This window comes from Pseudomonas sp. PS01270, assembly GCF_029959775.1.
Taxonomy (GTDB): Bacteria; Pseudomonadota; Gammaproteobacteria; order Pseudomonadales; family Pseudomonadaceae; genus Aquipseudomonas; species Aquipseudomonas atacamensis.
In genome coordinates this window covers 39,008-54,148 of sequence record NZ_JASCPT010000024.1, presented here as the reverse complement: position 1 = coordinate 54,148, position 15,141 = coordinate 39,008, and the positions used below count along the sequence as shown (strand labels likewise).

Below are 15,141 nucleotides of genomic sequence, written 5' to 3'. Positions count from 1 at the left end.
CGCGAGCCTGCTCGCTATGCGGGGTATCAGGCGACAGCTTCGGTGAATGTCAGTCCGCATTCGCGAGCAGGCTCGCTCCCACAGGGGATTTTTGGCGTTAGTGGGTTAAGTGATAAACCGCATTGGCGAGGGCAATGTCTTCCAGGCCCAAGCCGATTGAACGGAAAAACACGTGACGGTCGTAACCCGGGCGCTGCACTTTTTCGCTGAGCAAGTCGGCGAGGTCGCCGACAATCGAATCCTTGCTCCAGCCATGCTGTTCGGCGGCAATCAGCATCTCACCTGCCGAACCCGGCGTGGTCTGACGATAGTCGCAGAACACCTGCATGTCGTTGAGGCTTTGCGGCGGTACTTCATGGGCGCGCGGGGCGTTGGTGCTGATCGAGGTGATCAGCGCCGGTTTGTGCAGTTGCGCCGGATCGATCACCGGCCCGGCAGACGAGGTGCAGAGCATGATCACGTCAGCATTGGAGATGGCGGTCTCGCGGCTGTCGGCAATCTTCAGTGACGGCGCGATGGACTTCAACACAGTCTGTGTTTCCACATCTTCCAGCAGCGATGGCGAATACAGGCTGATGCTCTGCCAGTCGCGCAGCGCCTTGGCGTAATGCAGATGCGCCTGAGCGACCTTGCCGCTGCCGATGATTGCCAGTCGCTGGGCGTCCAACGGGGCGAGGGCGTCGACCGCCACTGCCGTGGTCGCGGCGGTGCGCGCGGTGGTCAGTTCGCCGGCATCACAGAGCAGCAGCGGCTGGCCGGTTTTCATCGACATCAGCAGGGTCCACGCCGTCACCAGCGCACCCTGCTCACGAACGATGTACGGCGAAGTCTTCACTCCGTATACGCCGTCCTCAGCCAGCACGCCCAGATAATTGATGAAGTCGCCTGCGCCCTTGGGGAACTCGACCCATTGCTGCGCCGGCTGCACGGCGTTACCGGCCGCCAGATCCCGGAACAGCTTGCGCAGGATTTGCGGAACATCGATACGCGCCAATAGCTCATGGGCCTGGGCTTGATCGATCACATAAGGCGTACTGGACATTTCGCGCTCCGAAACTAAACTTATTTTTCCATTATGGACTTTTAGTTCTGGCGAGCAACCATCGGGCATAAAAAAAGCGCAGTCCGTTTCCGGCTGCGCTTTTTCATTTCGTGACGCTTACTGCGGGCGCTTGCGCTCAACTGCGCGCAGCAGATGCGTCGGCGGCGTTTCGCAGCTGATCTTGCGACCGAGTTTTTCTTCGATGGACGGCAACTGATAGGAGTCGTCCTCGCCAGCGAAGCTGATCGACACACCGTCAGCGCCGGCGCGACCGGTACGGCCGATACGGTGCACGTAGTCGTCCGGCACTTCCGGCAGGGTGAAGTTGATCACGTGGCTGATGCCGTCGATGTGAATGCCGCGACCGGCAACATCGGTGGCGACCAGCACGCGAATCTTGCCTTCGCGGAAACCTTCCAGAGTCTTGATGCGCTTGTGCTGCGGTACGTCGCCGGACAGCTGCGCGGCGTTGATGCCGTCACGCACCAGGCGCTCTTCGATGCGGCGTACTTCGTCCTTGCGGTTGGCAAACACGATGACCCGCTCCCAACCGTTGTCGTTGACGAGGTTATAGAGCAGTTTGTATTTGTCGGCAGCGGCCACGGCGTAGATGTGCTGCTCGACGTTCTCGTTGGCGACGTTGGTGATTTCGATTTCGACGATGGCCGGGTCGGTGGTCCATTGCTTGGCCAGATTCATCACGTCTTCGGTGAAGGTTGCGGAGAACAGCAAAGTCTGGCGTTCGGACTTCGGCGGGGTCTGGCGAATGATCTGCCGTACCTGTGGGATGAAACCCATGTCGAGCATGCGGTCGGCTTCGTCCAGGACCATTACTTCAACCATGTCCAGATGCACGTCGCCGCGCTGGTTGAAGTCGAGCAGGCGGCCCGGCGTGGCGACGAGGATGTCGCAATGACGTGCTTCGAGGTGCTTGAGCTGTTTGTCGAAGTCCATGCCACCGACGAAGGTCATGACGTTGAGGCCGGTGTACTTGGTCAGGTCAGCGGCGTCCTTGGCGATCTGCACCACCAGCTCACGGGTCGGCGCGATGATCAGCGCGCGCGGTTCGCCCATGTAGCGCTCTTTCGGCGGCGGAGTCTGCAGCAACTGGGTGATGATCGAGATCAGGAACGCGGCGGTCTTGCCGGTGCCGGTCTGCGCGCGGCCAATGGCGTCTTTGCCGGCGAGGGTGAAACCCAGCACCTGCGCCTGGATCGGCGTGCAGTACGGAAAGCCCAGGTCCTGGATGGCGTGCATCAGTTCCGGAGCAAGCTTGAAATCGTGAAAGCGGGTTTTGCCTTCCTGCGGCTCGACGACGAAGTCTTCGAGTTTCCATGGAATGACCGGTGCCTTGGGCTTCGGTTCGCGACGTGGCCTGGCCGGTTTCGGCGCTTCGCTGGGTGCAGGCTCTACGGCAATTGGCGCTGGCGCAGCGGGTATTTCTTCTGGCTTCGGTGCGGCTGCGGGAGCGGGGCGGTCGGCCTGCGGGGCATCGGTGCGATGACCGGGGGCGTGCGACGGCGCACTGGGAACTGGCGCGAGCTGCTCAGCCTCGCTTTTACCGAACATCTTCTTGAGTGCTTTGAGCACGGTCATCTCATCAGTTGGTTAAGGAATGTACGCCGGCCAGTGTAATGCAAGAATCGGGCGCGGCGTAGTAGGAGGGATCAATGGGCGGACATTGCTCGCAAATCAGCGCAGGCGTTCGCTCAGCCAGACGCCGACGTCGCGGATCTCTTCAGGTAACACTTCGTGCTCCATTGGGTATTCCTGCCATGTCACGGTGACACCATGCTTCACCAAATGCTCATAGGCAGTGCGCCCCATCGAGTTCTGCACCACGCCATCGAACTGCCCGTGCAGACACAGCACCGGAATACGCTGCTGACTGGCGGATAACTCCAGTTCTTCGCTGAATGTCGGTGCGTACGTCGACAACGCCAGCACCCCACCCAGCGGTCCCTGCCATTTAAGAAACGCGGTATGCAATACCACCGCGCCGCCTTGCGAAAACCCGGCAAGGAAAATCCGCGAGGCGTCTATTCCGCTGGCGCGCTGGTTTTCGATCAGCTCGATGATGCGCTCTGCCGACGCCTCCAGTTCGTCGCGATCGATCGCCCGGGCCGGGCTCATGGCCTTGATGTCATACCAGCTGGGCATGGCATATCCGCCATTTATCGTCACTGGACGGGTCGGTGCCTGCGGCAGCACAAAGCGCGTGCTCAACAGACTTTCCTGCAACGCCTCGGCCACCGGCAGGAAGTCGTAGCGGTCGGCGCCGAGGCCGTGCAGCCAGATCACGCAGGCGTCTGCGGGCTTAACAGGCTGAAGAATCAAGGGCTCGGTCATGTCTGCTCCAAAAATGTGCGGGCGCTCACAATGAGTGCGTGATTGAAGTGCGCGCCCGGTTGATCCGTTAACAAGATGTCGCAAGGTTACAAGTTTAGCTATTGACGTGTCGCGCAATCACTTTCGCAAGCGGTGTGGTACGGCGTTTGCTATGGAGCTTTGCGTACGAAGCATCCGTTGCGCGGCGGTAACACTATCAGTGTCAGTCGCGCGATGGGATAGCAACGAATCCGGTGATGGATGTTCGCCAATGGCCGCAACGGGCTTAGCGAACGTGAAAGGGCTACAGCCCGTTCGGCCGATTGGTGAGAAGTGAGTGATCCATGATGTGGATTTTCTCCTACTAGACTCATAGCGAAGGTCTTACGTCGGTTGACCCCAAAAAAAGCCAACACGGGTCAACAACGCCTCAAAAGGGTGCGACAGGACTCAAGCTCCGACACAACAAGAGCAAAACTGGAGGTTTGAATGAAGATGTTGAAATCCACTCTGGCGGTCGTGACTGCTGCAGCAGTACTCGGCGTCAGCGGGTTCGCTCAGGCGGGTGCAACCCTGGATGCGGTACAGAAAAAAGGTTTCGTGCAGTGTGGCGTGAGCGACGGTCTGCCGGGCTTCTCGGTACCGGATGCGACCGGCAAGATTCTCGGCATCGATGCTGACGTCTGCCGCGCTGTGGCGGCAGCCGTTTTCGGCGACGCCAACAAGGTCAAGTTCAGCCAGTTGAACGCCAAGGAGCGCTTCACCGCGCTGCAATCCGGCGAGATCGACATCCTGTCGCGCAACACCACCATGACCAGTTCCCGTGACGCGGGCATGGGCCTGAAATTCCCGGGCTTCATCACCTACTACGACGGCATCGGCTTCCTGGTGAACAACAAGCTGGGCGTGAAAAGTGCCAAAGAGCTCGACGGCGCGACCATCTGCATCCAGGCCGGTACCACCACCGAACTGAACGTTTCCGACTACTTCCGTGGCAACGGTCTGAAATACACCCCGATCACCTTCGACACCTCCGATGAAAGCGCCAAGTCGCTGGAATCCGGTCGTTGCGACGTGCTGACCTCCGACAAGTCCCAGCTGTTCGCCCAGCGCAGCAAGCTGGCCTCGCCGAAGGACTACGTGGTGCTGCCGGAAACCATTTCCAAAGAACCACTGGGCCCGGTCGTACGTAACGGCGACGACGAGTGGCTGGCGATCGTGCGTTGGGTCGGCTACGCGCTGCTCAATGCCGAAGAAGCCGGCATCACTTCGAAGAACGTCGAAGCTGAAGCCAAGTCCACCAAGAACCCGGACGTGGCCCGTATGCTCGGCGCTGACGGCGAGTACGGCAAAGACCTGAAACTGCCGAAAGACTGGGTTGTGCAGATCGTCAAGCAAGTCGGCAACTACGGCGAAATCTTCGAGAAAAACCTCGGCAAGAGCACTCCGCTGGAAATCGACCGTGGCCTGAACGCCCTGTGGAACAACGGCGGCATTCAGTACGCACCACCAGTGCGCTAATGGTTCTATCGCCCGGCGGGCCAACCGCCGGGTGATGTTCTTGTTCCATTTCTTCCGGGGCACTTCATGCAAAATTCAATCGGCGCACCAAAGCAGAGGCTCAGCCTCAGCGATCCACGAGTGCGTGCGTGGCTATTCCAGATCATCACCGTTGTGGCGGTGGTCTCGCTTGGCTGGTACCTGTTCGACAATACGCAAACCAACCTTCAGCACCGGGGCATCACCTCCGGCTTCAGCTTTCTGGAGCGCAGTGCCGGATTCGGCATCGCTCAAACCCTGATCGACTACACCGAAGCGGACAGTTACGCGCGGGTGTTTGTCATCGGCCTGCTCAACACCCTGTTGGTGACGTTTATCGGCGTGATCCTGGCGACGATTCTCGGTTTCATCGTCGGCGTGGCGCGGCTGTCGCAGAACTGGATCATCGCCAAGCTGGCGACGGTGTATGTGGAAGTGTTCCGCAACATTCCGCCGCTGCTGCAGATCCTGTTCTGGTACTTCGCGGTGTTCCTGACCATGCCGGGGCCGCGCAACAGCCACAACTTCGGCGACACCTTCTTCGTCAGCAGCCGTGGCCTGAACATGCCGGCCGCACTCGCTGCCGACGGTTTCTGGGCGTTCGTGATCAGCATCGTCCTGGCCATTGTCGGCATCGTGCTGATGTGCCGCTGGGCCAACAAGCGCTTCGAAGAAACCGGCGTACCGTTCCACAAGTTCTGGACCGGCCTGGCAATTGCGCTGGTGATCCCGACCCTGTGCGCGCTGATCTTCGGCGCTCCGCTGCACTGGGAAATGCCCGAGCTCAAGGGCTTCAACTTTGTCGGCGGCTGGGTGTTGATCCCGGAACTGCTGGCGTTGACCCTGGCGCTCACCGTGTACACCGCAGCGTTCATCGCCGAAATCGTGCGTTCCGGGATCAAGTCGGTCAGCCACGGCCAGACCGAAGCGGCGCGTTCGCTTGGCCTGCGCAACGGCCCGACCCTGCGCAAAGTGATCATCCCGCAAGCCCTGCGCGTGATCATTCCGCCGCTGACCAGCCAATACCTGAACCTGGCGAAGAACTCCTCGCTGGCCGCCGGTATCGGTTACCCGGAAATGGTTTCGCTGTTCGCCGGCACCGTGCTCAACCAGACCGGGCAGGCTATCGAAGTGATTGCCATCACCATGAGCGTGTACCTGGCGATCAGTATCAGCATTTCCCTGCTGATGAACTGGTACAACAAGCGCATTGCGCTGATCGAGCGGTAAGGAAAAGCGCATGAGTACTCATACTTTCAAACCCGACATGCCTCCACCGAACAGCAGCATCGGCGTGGTGGCGTGGATGCGCGCGAACATGTTCTCCAGCTGGCTCAACACCCTGCTGACGCTGTTTGCGTTCTACCTGATCTACCTGGTCGTGCCACCGATCCTCAGCTGGGCGATCGTCGATGCCAACTGGGTCGGCACCACCCGCGCCGACTGCACCAAGGAAGGCGCCTGCTGGGTGTTCATTCAGCAGCGCTTCGGCCAGTTCATGTACGGCTATTATCCGACCGAACTGCGCTGGCGCGTCGACCTGACCGTGTGGCTGGCGGTCATTGGCGCAGCACCGCTGTTCATCTCGCGCGTGCCGCGTAAAGCGGTGTACGGCCTGAGCTTCTTGGTGCTGTACCCGATCATCGCCTTCATCTTGTTGCATGGCGGTTTCGGAATGACCACCGTGCCGACCAGCCAGTGGGGCGGCCTGATGCTGACTCTGGTGATCGCCACCGTCGGCATCGCCGGAGCATTGCCGCTGGGCATCGTGCTGGCGCTGGGACGGCGTTCCAATATGCCGGCGATTCGTGTGGTCTGCGTGACCTTCATCGAGTTCTGGCGCGGCGTGCCGTTGATCACAGTGTTGTTCATGTCCTCGGTGATGTTGCCGCTGTTCCTGCCCGAAGGCATGAACTTCGACAAGCTGCTGCGGGCGCTGATCGGCGTGATCCTGTTCCAGTCGGCCTACGTTGCCGAAGTGGTGCGCGGTGGTCTGCAGGCGATTCCCAAAGGGCAGTACGAAGCGGCTGCAGCGATGGGCCTCGGTTACTGGCGTTCGATGGGCCTGGTGATTCTGCCGCAAGCCCTGAAGCTGGTGATCCCGGGCATCGTCAACACGTTCATTGCGCTGTTCAAGGACACCAGCCTGGTGATCATCATCGGTCTGTTTGACCTGCTCAACAGCGTCAAGCAAGCCGCCGCCGACCCGAAATGGCTGGGCATGGCCACCGAAGGCTACGTGTTCGCCGCCCTGGTGTTCTGGATTTTCTGTTTTGGTATGTCGCGCTATTCCATGCATCTGGAACGCAAGCTCGACACTGGCCACAAGCGTTAGGAGTTCTCTGTAAATGAGCGAAGCAATCAAAAAGCCTGTGGGTCCGGAAGGCATTATCCAGATGCAGGGCGTGAACAAGTGGTACGGCCAGTTTCACGTACTCAAGGACATCAACCTCAACGTCAAACAGGGCGAGCGCATCGTCCTGTGCGGCCCGTCGGGTTCCGGTAAATCGACCACGATTCGTTGCCTGAATCGTCTGGAAGAACACCAGCAGGGGCGCATCGTCGTCGATGGCGTGGAACTGACCAACGACCTCAAGCAGATCGAAGCGATCCGTCGCGAAGTCGGCATGGTGTTCCAGCACTTCAACCTGTTCCCGCACCTGACCATTCTGCAGAACTGCACCCTGGCGCCGATGTGGGTGCGCAAGATGCCCAAGCGCAAGGCCGAGGAAATCGCCATGCATTATCTGGAACGCGTACGCATTCCGGAGCAGGCGCACAAGTATCCGGGGCAGCTTTCCGGCGGTCAGCAACAGCGTGTGGCGATCGCCCGCGCCTTATGCATGAAGCCGAAAATCATGCTGTTCGACGAACCGACTTCAGCGCTTGATCCGGAAATGGTGAAAGAGGTTCTGGACACCATGATCGGTCTGGCCGAAGACGGTATGACCATGCTCTGTGTGACCCACGAAATGGGCTTTGCCCGCACCGTGGCCAACCGCGTGATCTTCATGGACAAGGGCGAAATCGTTGAACAGGCCGCGCCGAACGATTTCTTCGACAATCCGCAGAATGATCGGACCAAGTTGTTCTTGAGTCAGATTTTGCATTGATGCCCGTCAGGCACTGAAACAAACCCGGACTCAGTTCCGGGTTTGTTTTATCTGGGCTCATCTGGCCAGAACAGATTCCCGCTCCGGGTAACGAGTTTCAAGAAGCTGTTTGAGACCGTCGTCTGTGTGAAGTGCCTGAATTTCCTCTAGCAGTTCGGGATGACGATCCAGAAGCCGCATCAGTGTGAACAACGGCTGCGGCGGAGCCAGTTCGCCGCGTTCATATCGTGAAAACGCATTATGCCCACCTCCTGACAGCCACTTCACCGCACTTCTTTGAGTGAGATGGAGCTTTCGGCGAATACGCTTCATTTCGGTACCGATCAGCCCAAGTACGTCTTCGAGTAATTGATCGCCGGCGTCTACGTAGCGCTCGGCACTGTCGGTACCACTGTCAAAAATGATTTCGCCACAGACCCTGCACTCCCAGCCGGCAAGAAGGTGTACGGGCCGCGAAAACTGTTTGTAATTGACGTCGAGACTGCGATCTTGAAAGTGGTGCATTGCGTGTTCGGTGCCGCAACTCAGGCATTGCCTCTTGCTCATGTGTTTTTCTCCTTGAAGGAGATCACCGGAGACCCACCGCTGGTGCAGTAGGTCACTTTGATGTAGATCTCCCGATTTCGAAACGATACGTGATAGACGTCGTGCCAGTTCCGATGGTTGGAATAAGAGGTCATGGATTTGTAGAGCATCCGCCGCTCAAGCGTTGCCACAACCTGCATCATCACTTTCCAGGACATGCCCATGTCCCGGCCTGTCTCAAGTGCATAACGTGTAAAGGCTTCTTTGCCTCGTCTAATTACTTCGGCCTTCACGACTGCCAAGTCGTAATGGGGTGTGTTCTTTTCCATAAGAAGCCAAAACCCTGTCCTTGAAATTACCCTTAAAGGGTAATTTTGACCAATCGAAAATGCCGCTCCATGTGTCTCCGATTGACCCTAGGTGGTTGCCGTCCTACATGGGTCTGACTAACATGTCGGAAAATTCATCCTATGATTGGATGAAAAGGCGAGGCTCATGTCAGAAATTTCCCCTTTGATCAAGCGATCCCTGGTCGATCAGGCATTGGGTCAACTGCGTCAGCGCATCAACAGCGGTGCGTGGCAGGTCGGCGAGCGTCTGCCGACCGAGCCTGAGCTGTGCGCCGAGCTGGGCATCAGCCGCAACACAGTGCGTGAGGCGATGCGTGTTCTGGCGTTCTCGGGATTGATCGAAATTCGCCAGGGCGACGGCAGTTATCTTCGTGCGCTGGTCGACCCGCTCGACACACTAAAAGCGCTATCGCGTTGTTCGCTGGAGCAGGCCCGGGAAACCCGGCACATCCTTGAGGTCGAGGCCATCGGCCTGGCGGCGTTGCGTCGTACCGATGAGGATCTGGCGGCGCTGCGTGAAGCGCTCGGCACCAGCGGCAGCCATTACCACGGCGATCTAGACACCTATATCGCCTGCGATCTGGTGTTCCATCGCCGACTGGTCGACGCCGCCCACAACCCGACCCTCAGCGAGTTGTATCGCTACTTCTCCAGCATCGTCGGCGCGCAATTGCGCCAGACCCTGAATATCTCCCCGCGCCGTCAGGAAGTGTTCGATCTGCACATCGACTTGCTCGATGCGGTCGAGCAACGCGACCCGGAACGGGCAAAAGCCTTGTCGAGGCAGTTGATCAATGAACCTTGAAACCGAGAAGACCATGTCCCGCAGTGAGTTATCCACAGCGTCGAAGCGCACCCGCGAACTTGAAGAGCTGCTGATCGATGCCGAGGCTGATGACGAGCAGGTCCAGCAAAGCCATCCGTTGGTAAAACGTCCATGGCTGTTGCTGCTCGGGTTGATTCTGGTGGCGCTGAACCTGCGCCCGGCGTTGTCGAGCATGGCGCCATTGCTCAGCGAGGTCTCCAGAAGCCTCGGGCTGTCTGCGGCGCAGGCGGGATTGCTGACCACGTTGCCGGTGCTGTGCCTGGGCTTGTTCGCACCGCTGGCACCGATTCTGGCGCGGCGTTTCGGTGCTGAGCGGGTGGTGCTGGGGATTCTGCTGACACTGGCCGGCGGCATCATCCTGCGCAGCAATTTCGGCGAGATCGGCCTGTTCGCCGGCAGCGTCCTTGGCGGCGCCAGCATCGGCATCGTCGGCGTGCTGCTGCCAGGCATCGTCAAACGCGACTTCGCCAAACACGCCGGGACCATGACCGGCGTCTACACCATGGCCCTGTGCCTGGGCGCTGCGATGGCGGCGGGTTCGACCGTGCCGCTGAGTGAGCACTTCGGCAACAGCTGGGCGATGGGCCTGGGCTTCTGGGTGATTCCGGCATTGGTGGCGGCGGTTTTCTGGCTGCCACAAGTCGGCTCCAAACATGGCGCACACAACGTCGCCTATCGCGTGCGCGGCTTGCTGCGTGATCCGCTGGCCTGGCAGGTGACCTTGTACATGGGCCTGCAATCGTCGCTGGCCTACATCGTGTTTGGCTGGTTGCCGTCGATCCTCATCGGGCGCGGGCTTACACCGACTCAGGCCGGATTGGTGCTGTCCGGTTCGGTGATCATTCAACTGGCCAGTTCGCTGGCCGCGCCGTGGCTGGCGACCCGGGGCAAGGATCAGCGTCTGGCGATCGTCGTGGTCATGGCGCTGACCCTGGCCGGCCTGTTCGGCTGCCTGTACGCACCGATCGAAGGTCTGTGGGGCTGGGCGATTCTGCTCGGCCTGGGGCAGGGCGGTACGTTCAGTCTGGCCCTGACCCTGATCGTCCTGCGCTCGCGCGATTCCCATGTCGCGGCGAATCTGTCGAGCATGTCGCAGGGTTTTGGCTACACCCTGGCGTCCATGGGGCCGTTTGCCGTGGGCGTGGTGCATGACTGGACCGGCGGCTGGAATGCGCTGGGCTGGATTTTCGGCATTATCGGCGCCGGTGCAATCCTCGCCGGGCTGGGTGCCGGCCGGGCGCTGTATGTGCAGGTGCAAAGCGAAAAGATCTGAATGCACTGACTGCAAATGTGGGAGCGAGCCTGCTCGCGAAAGCGGTGTTTCAGTCAACATGGATGTTGAATGTTGAATTGCCTTCGCGAGCAGGCTCGCTCCCACCAGGGTTTTGCGTAATGCCGATAGTGTTTCTGCGCGCGGCAGATTATGGTGCTGGCAATCTGTACCTATTTCTTTGGAGATTGCCGTGAGCGAAGCCCATAGCGCCCTGATCACCCGCTTCTACCAGGCCTTCCAGCGCCTCGACGCCGAAGCGATGGCCGCCTGCTACACCGATGACGTGGTCTTCAGCGATCCGGCCTTTGGTGAACTGCGCGGGCGCGATGCCGGCGACATGTGGCGCATGCTGACTACCCGCGCCAAGGATTTCTCCCTGACCTTCGACAACGTCCGCGCCGACGAACGCAGCGGCGGAGCACACTGGGTCGCGACCTACCTGTTCAGCCAGACCGGCAACATCGTCATCAACGATATCCAGGCGCGATTCGTGTTCCGGGACGGCAAGATCTGTGAGCACCACGACCACTTCGATCTGTGGCGCTGGTCGCGCCAGGCGTTGGGTTTCAAAGGCCTGCTGCTGGGCTGGACGCCGCTGGTGCGCAACGCCGTCCGCGCCCAGGCGCGCAAGGGACTGAAGGCATTTCAGGCCGGGCGCTGATAAGATCGCCGCCTGTTTTCCTACACGTTCAGATCCCGAAGTGACCAGTCTTAGCGAACAATCCGTCGATGCTGCCGAGCCAGTGAGCAAATCCTGGTTCGTCTACCTCGTGCGTGCCGCCAATGGCTCGTTGTACTGCGGAATCAGCGACGACCCGGTGCGGCGTTTTGCCAAGCACCAGAGCGGCAAGGGCGCGCGGTTCTTTCTCTCCAGCCCGGCGATGGCGCTGGTCTACACCGAACTGTGCCGCGACAAAAGCGATGCTTTGCGCCAGGAGCGGCTGATCAAGAAGCTGCGCAAGAGCGCCAAGGAATGCCTCGTCGCGTCTTATCAATCTGACTGATTGGTTCCCATCAGGCAGATCTGTAGGCTGCTAATCAAATGCACGCTAAGCTGCGGGCTCACTATCTGAGCGGCGGAGCCGAGCATGTCCGAGTTGATTCTGCATCATTACCCGACCTCTCCATTCGCCGAGAAGGCTCGCCTGCTGCTGGGTTTCAAAGGCTTGTCCTGGCGTTCGGTGCATATTTCCCCGGTGATGCCAAAGCCGGATCTGACGGCGTTGACCGGTGGCTACCGCAAGACTCCAGTGTTGCAGATCGGTGCTGACATCTATTGCGACACCGCACTGATCGCTCGACGCCTGGAACAGGAAAAAGCCCTGCCGGCGTTCTTCCCCGAAGGTCAGGAGATGACCAGCGCCAGTTTTGCGGCGTGGGCCGATTCGGTGGTGTTCCAGCACGCCGTGAGCCTGGTGTTCCAGCCAGAATCGGTAGCCGTGCGTTTCGGCAAATTGCCGCCGGAAGCGATCAAGGCATTCCTGGCCGACCGCGCCGGTTTGTTCAGCGGTGGCAGCGCCACGCGTCTGTCCGCCGAGCAGGCCAAACATCAGTGGCCGACGATCATGGCGCGTCTGGAGCAGCAGTTGCAGCGCGAGCAGGGCGACTTCCTCTTCGGCGAGCCATCGATTGCCGACTTCGCCCTGGCGCATCCGCTGTGGTTCCTCAAGGCGACCCACGTCACGGCGCCGCTGGTGGATGAATATCCGGCAGTTGCGGCGTGGCTGGGTCGAGTGCTGGGGTTCGGCCATGGCGCGGCGAGCGAGATGTCTTCCGCCGAGGCACTGGAGGTCGCGCATAACGCGACGCCAGCGGCATTGCCGGATGAGCGGTTCGTTGATCCGAACGGCTTCAAGACGGGACAGCAGGTGGCAATTGCCGCTATCGATTACGGCGTTGATCCGGTGGTGGGCGAGTTGTTGTTTGCCGGCAGCGAGGAGTTGATCATTCGCCGTGAAGACGAACGTGGCGGCGTGGTGCATGTGCACTTCCCGCGCTTTGGGTTCCGTATCGAAGCGCGCTAAAAGCAAAAGATCGCAGCCTTCGGCAGCTCCTACACCGATCTCATGTAGGAGCTGCCGAAGGCTGCGATCTTTTGATCTTGATTTTATTTCAGGGCAGCGAGGATTTCGTCCGGGTCGAACCCGCGAATCAAGGTGCCGTTCACATCAATCAGCGGAATCCCGCGTCCACCCAATGCCTCATACGCCTTGCGCGCATCGGCATCCTTCTCGATGTCGAACTCCTTGAACGGTATGCCCTTGCTGTCGAGAAAGCGTTTGGTCTGTTTGCAGTAGCCGCACCAGTCGGTGGCATAGAGCACGACATTGGCCTGCTCCCGCGTCTGCTGCGAGACCATTCGCGCGGGATTGAACACCCGCTCGATCTTGCCCCAGTTCTGATAGACCACGACCACCAGCAGCACCAGGGCGACTTTTTTCAGCACATTGCCGAGCATCAGTTACGCCGCTTCAGCTGGTCGGTCAGCGAAGTCGGCAGGCCTTTGATGATCAGGGTGCCGTTCTCTTCGTCGTACTCGATCTTCGAACCCAGCAGGTGCGCTTCGAAGCTGATCGACAGGCCTTCGGCGCGGCCGGTGAAGCGGCGGAATTGGTTGAGGGTACGTTTGTCCGCCGGGATCTCCGGCGACAGGCCATAGTCCTTGTTGCGGATGTGATCGTAGAAGGCTTTCGGGCGTTCTTCGTCAATCAGCTCCGACAGCTCCTCAAGGCCCATCGGTTCGCCGAGCTTGGCCTGGCTGCTGGCATAGTCGACCAGAGTCTTGGTTTTCTCGCGGGCCGAGTCTTCCGGCAGGTCTTCGCTCTCGACAAAGTCGCTGAAGGCTTTGAGCAGGGTGCGGGTCTCGCCGGGGCCGTCGACGCCTTCCTGGCAGCCGATGAAGTCGCGGAAATATTCCGAGACCTTCTTGCCATTCTTGCCCTTGATGAACGAAATGTACTGTTTGGACTGCTTGTTGTTCTGCCACTCGGAAACGTTGATCCGCGCTGCCAGATGCAATTGGCCAAGGTCGAGATGGCGCGAAGGCGTTACGTCGAGCTCGTCGGTCACCGCCACGCCTTCGCTGTGGTGCAGCAGGGCGATCGCCAGATAGTCAGTCATGCCTTGCTGATAGTGGGCGAACAGCACGTGGCCACCCACCGAGAGGTTGGATTCTTCCATCAGCTTCTGCAGATGCTCGACCGCCACTTTACTGAACGCGGTGAAGTCACGGCCGCCGTCCATGTACTCCTTCAGCCAGCCACTGAAGGGGAATGCGCCGGATTCCGGATGGAACAGGCCCCAGGCTTTGCCCTGTTTGGCGTTGTAGCTTTCGTTGAGGTCGGCGAGCATGTTTTCGATGGCGGCGGACTCGGCCAGTTCAGAGTCACGGGCGTGCAGAACTGCGGGCGTGCCGTCGGGTTTTTTGTCGATCAGGTGGACGATGCAATGACGGATCGGCATGGGCTTCTCGGCTGTTGGAAGGGAGGAGGGCAGGCTCCCCCGAAAAAGCGCTCAGTGTACCGCAACCACTGGTTTTGGCGCGGGTTGCAGGGCAAAACCGGGGCGCGCACCCGGCCTTAAGCGGTTTTTTACCGATTTAGCGCAATAAAGCTGACCAAATGGGTAGCTAGAGGCGGATATTTCCTTGTCGCTGTGCTAGTTTTGCCCGGTCTTACGCGAAGTCACTGCGTTAAGCGTGCATTCAGCATTTGTCAGGTCGAACCAAACCCTGATTTCGGCATCTATAACCCGACTCGTCGTGGTTATCGCCGAGGGTGCCAGATCCAGAAGATCGGGCTCGATGGCTGACACTGCACTCTGCAATCCATATGAATTTGATAGGGAAGGAACACTACATGGCTCTTACTAAAGACCAACTGATCGCCGACATCGCTGAAGCTATCGACGCGCCGAAAACCACCGCGCGTAACGCTCTGGACCAACTGGGCCAAATCGTTGCCGATCAGCTGGAAAACGGCGGCGAAATCACCTTGCCAGGTATCGGCAAGCTGAAAGTGACCGAGCGTCCTGCCCGCACCGGCCGTAACCCTTCGACTGGCGCTGCCATCGAAATCCCTGCAAAGAAAGTGATCAAGCTGGTTGTGGCCAAAGGCCTGACCGACGCTGTGAACAAGTAAGACGCA

The 15,141-nt window shown here is 59.5% G+C and carries 17 protein-coding genes; 10 read left to right on the top strand and 7 right to left on the bottom strand.

Going from position 1 to position 15,141, the window contains the following annotated elements:
• Positions 1-97 precede the first annotated feature (97 nt).
• The 3 genes from QMX86_RS10275 to QMX86_RS10265 all read right to left on the bottom strand — a co-directional run bounded on the left by QMX86_RS10275 (position 98) and on the right by QMX86_RS10265 (position 3,391).
• Positions 98-1,042, bottom strand: a complete 945-nt coding sequence (locus QMX86_RS10275; protein WP_122707152.1) for an ornithine cyclodeaminase family protein — start codon at positions 1,040-1,042, stop codon at positions 98-100.
• A 117-nt stretch (positions 1,043-1,159) separates the two neighbouring features.
• A complete protein-coding gene (rhlB, locus tag QMX86_RS10270; protein WP_016771585.1) occupies positions 1,160-2,638 on the bottom strand; it encodes an ATP-dependent RNA helicase RhlB in 1,479 nt (492 codons plus the stop codon).
• A gap of 96 nt (positions 2,639-2,734) precedes the next feature.
• Positions 2,735-3,391, bottom strand: coding sequence for an alpha/beta fold hydrolase (locus tag QMX86_RS10265; protein WP_071174461.1), 657 nt, complete (start codon positions 3,389-3,391; stop codon positions 2,735-2,737).
• 468 nt (positions 3,392-3,859) lie between these two features.
• Between QMX86_RS10265 and QMX86_RS10260 the strand changes: the two genes are divergently transcribed.
• From QMX86_RS10260 to QMX86_RS10245, 4 genes are all read left to right on the top strand, one after another.
• Positions 3,860-4,891 (top strand): amino acid ABC transporter substrate-binding protein, encoded by a 1,032-nt coding sequence (locus QMX86_RS10260; RefSeq protein WP_016771583.1) that lies wholly within the window; start codon positions 3,860-3,862, stop codon positions 4,889-4,891.
• A gap of 66 nt (positions 4,892-4,957) precedes the next feature.
• Positions 4,958-6,139, top strand: coding sequence for an amino acid ABC transporter permease (locus tag QMX86_RS10255; protein ID WP_071174462.1), 1,182 nt, complete (start codon positions 4,958-4,960; stop codon positions 6,137-6,139).
• A 10-nt stretch (positions 6,140-6,149) separates the two neighbouring features.
• Complete coding sequence (locus QMX86_RS10250) at positions 6,150-7,244, top strand: amino acid ABC transporter permease (RefSeq protein WP_110600243.1); 1,095 nt, start codon at positions 6,150-6,152, stop codon at positions 7,242-7,244.
• A gap of 13 nt (positions 7,245-7,257) precedes the next feature.
• Complete coding sequence (locus QMX86_RS10245; RefSeq protein ID WP_016771581.1) at positions 7,258-8,022, top strand: amino acid ABC transporter ATP-binding protein; 765 nt, start codon at positions 7,258-7,260, stop codon at positions 8,020-8,022.
• 57 nt (positions 8,023-8,079) lie between these two features.
• Here the strand turns inward: QMX86_RS10245 and QMX86_RS10240 are convergent, their stop codons facing one another.
• On the bottom strand, positions 8,080-8,568 hold the full coding sequence (locus QMX86_RS10240; RefSeq protein ID WP_073473650.1) for a type II toxin-antitoxin system MqsA family antitoxin: 489 nt from the start codon (positions 8,566-8,568) through the stop codon (positions 8,080-8,082).
• Positions 8,565-8,876: a type II toxin-antitoxin system MqsR family toxin gene (locus QMX86_RS10235; RefSeq protein WP_071174464.1), complete on the bottom strand. Its 312-nt coding sequence runs from the start codon at positions 8,874-8,876 to the stop codon at positions 8,565-8,567. Before QMX86_RS10235 ends, QMX86_RS10240 begins: the two co-directional genes overlap by 4 nt.
• Before the next feature lie 166 nt (positions 8,877-9,042).
• On the opposite strand from QMX86_RS10235, the gene QMX86_RS10230 reads away from it, so the two are divergent.
• The 5 genes from QMX86_RS10230 to QMX86_RS10210 all read left to right on the top strand — a co-directional run bounded on the left by QMX86_RS10230 (position 9,043) and on the right by QMX86_RS10210 (position 13,020).
• The gene (locus tag QMX86_RS10230) at positions 9,043-9,702 is read left to right on the top strand and encodes a FadR/GntR family transcriptional regulator (RefSeq protein ID WP_282386714.1); all 660 of its coding nucleotides are present in this window, start codon (positions 9,043-9,045) and stop codon (positions 9,700-9,702) included.
• Positions 9,692-10,996 (top strand): CynX/NimT family MFS transporter, encoded by a 1,305-nt coding sequence (locus tag QMX86_RS10225; RefSeq protein WP_122747668.1) that lies wholly within the window; start codon positions 9,692-9,694, stop codon positions 10,994-10,996. Before QMX86_RS10230 ends, QMX86_RS10225 begins: the two co-directional genes overlap by 11 nt.
• A gap of 190 nt (positions 10,997-11,186) precedes the next feature.
• Positions 11,187-11,657, top strand: coding sequence for a nuclear transport factor 2 family protein (locus QMX86_RS10220; RefSeq protein WP_071174467.1), 471 nt, complete (start codon positions 11,187-11,189; stop codon positions 11,655-11,657).
• A gap of 40 nt (positions 11,658-11,697) precedes the next feature.
• Positions 11,698-12,000 carry a GIY-YIG nuclease family protein gene (locus QMX86_RS10215; RefSeq protein ID WP_073473642.1) on the top strand — a complete coding sequence of 101 codons (303 nt, stop codon included), beginning with the start codon at positions 11,698-11,700 and terminating at the stop codon, positions 11,998-12,000.
• Between the two features lie 84 nt (positions 12,001-12,084).
• Positions 12,085-13,020, top strand: a complete 936-nt coding sequence (locus QMX86_RS10210; RefSeq protein ID WP_282387908.1) for a glutathione S-transferase family protein — start codon at positions 12,085-12,087, stop codon at positions 13,018-13,020.
• Between the two features lie 83 nt (positions 13,021-13,103).
• Here QMX86_RS10210 and QMX86_RS10205 read toward each other — a convergent pair whose 3' ends face one another.
• Positions 13,104-13,454 carry a glutaredoxin family protein gene (locus tag QMX86_RS10205; RefSeq protein ID WP_282387698.1) on the bottom strand — a complete coding sequence of 117 codons (351 nt, stop codon included), beginning with the start codon at positions 13,452-13,454 and terminating at the stop codon, positions 13,104-13,106.
• Entirely contained in the window at positions 13,454-14,458 is a 1,005-nt protein-coding gene (yejK, locus tag QMX86_RS10200; protein WP_016771572.1) for a nucleoid-associated protein YejK, read from the bottom strand. Before yejK ends, QMX86_RS10205 begins: the two co-directional genes overlap by 1 nt.
• A gap of 395 nt (positions 14,459-14,853) precedes the next feature.
• Between yejK and QMX86_RS10195 the strand changes: the two genes are divergently transcribed.
• Positions 14,854-15,135: an HU family DNA-binding protein gene (locus QMX86_RS10195; protein WP_003221909.1), complete on the top strand. Its 282-nt coding sequence runs from the start codon at positions 14,854-14,856 to the stop codon at positions 15,133-15,135.
• Positions 15,136-15,141 lie beyond the last annotated feature (6 nt).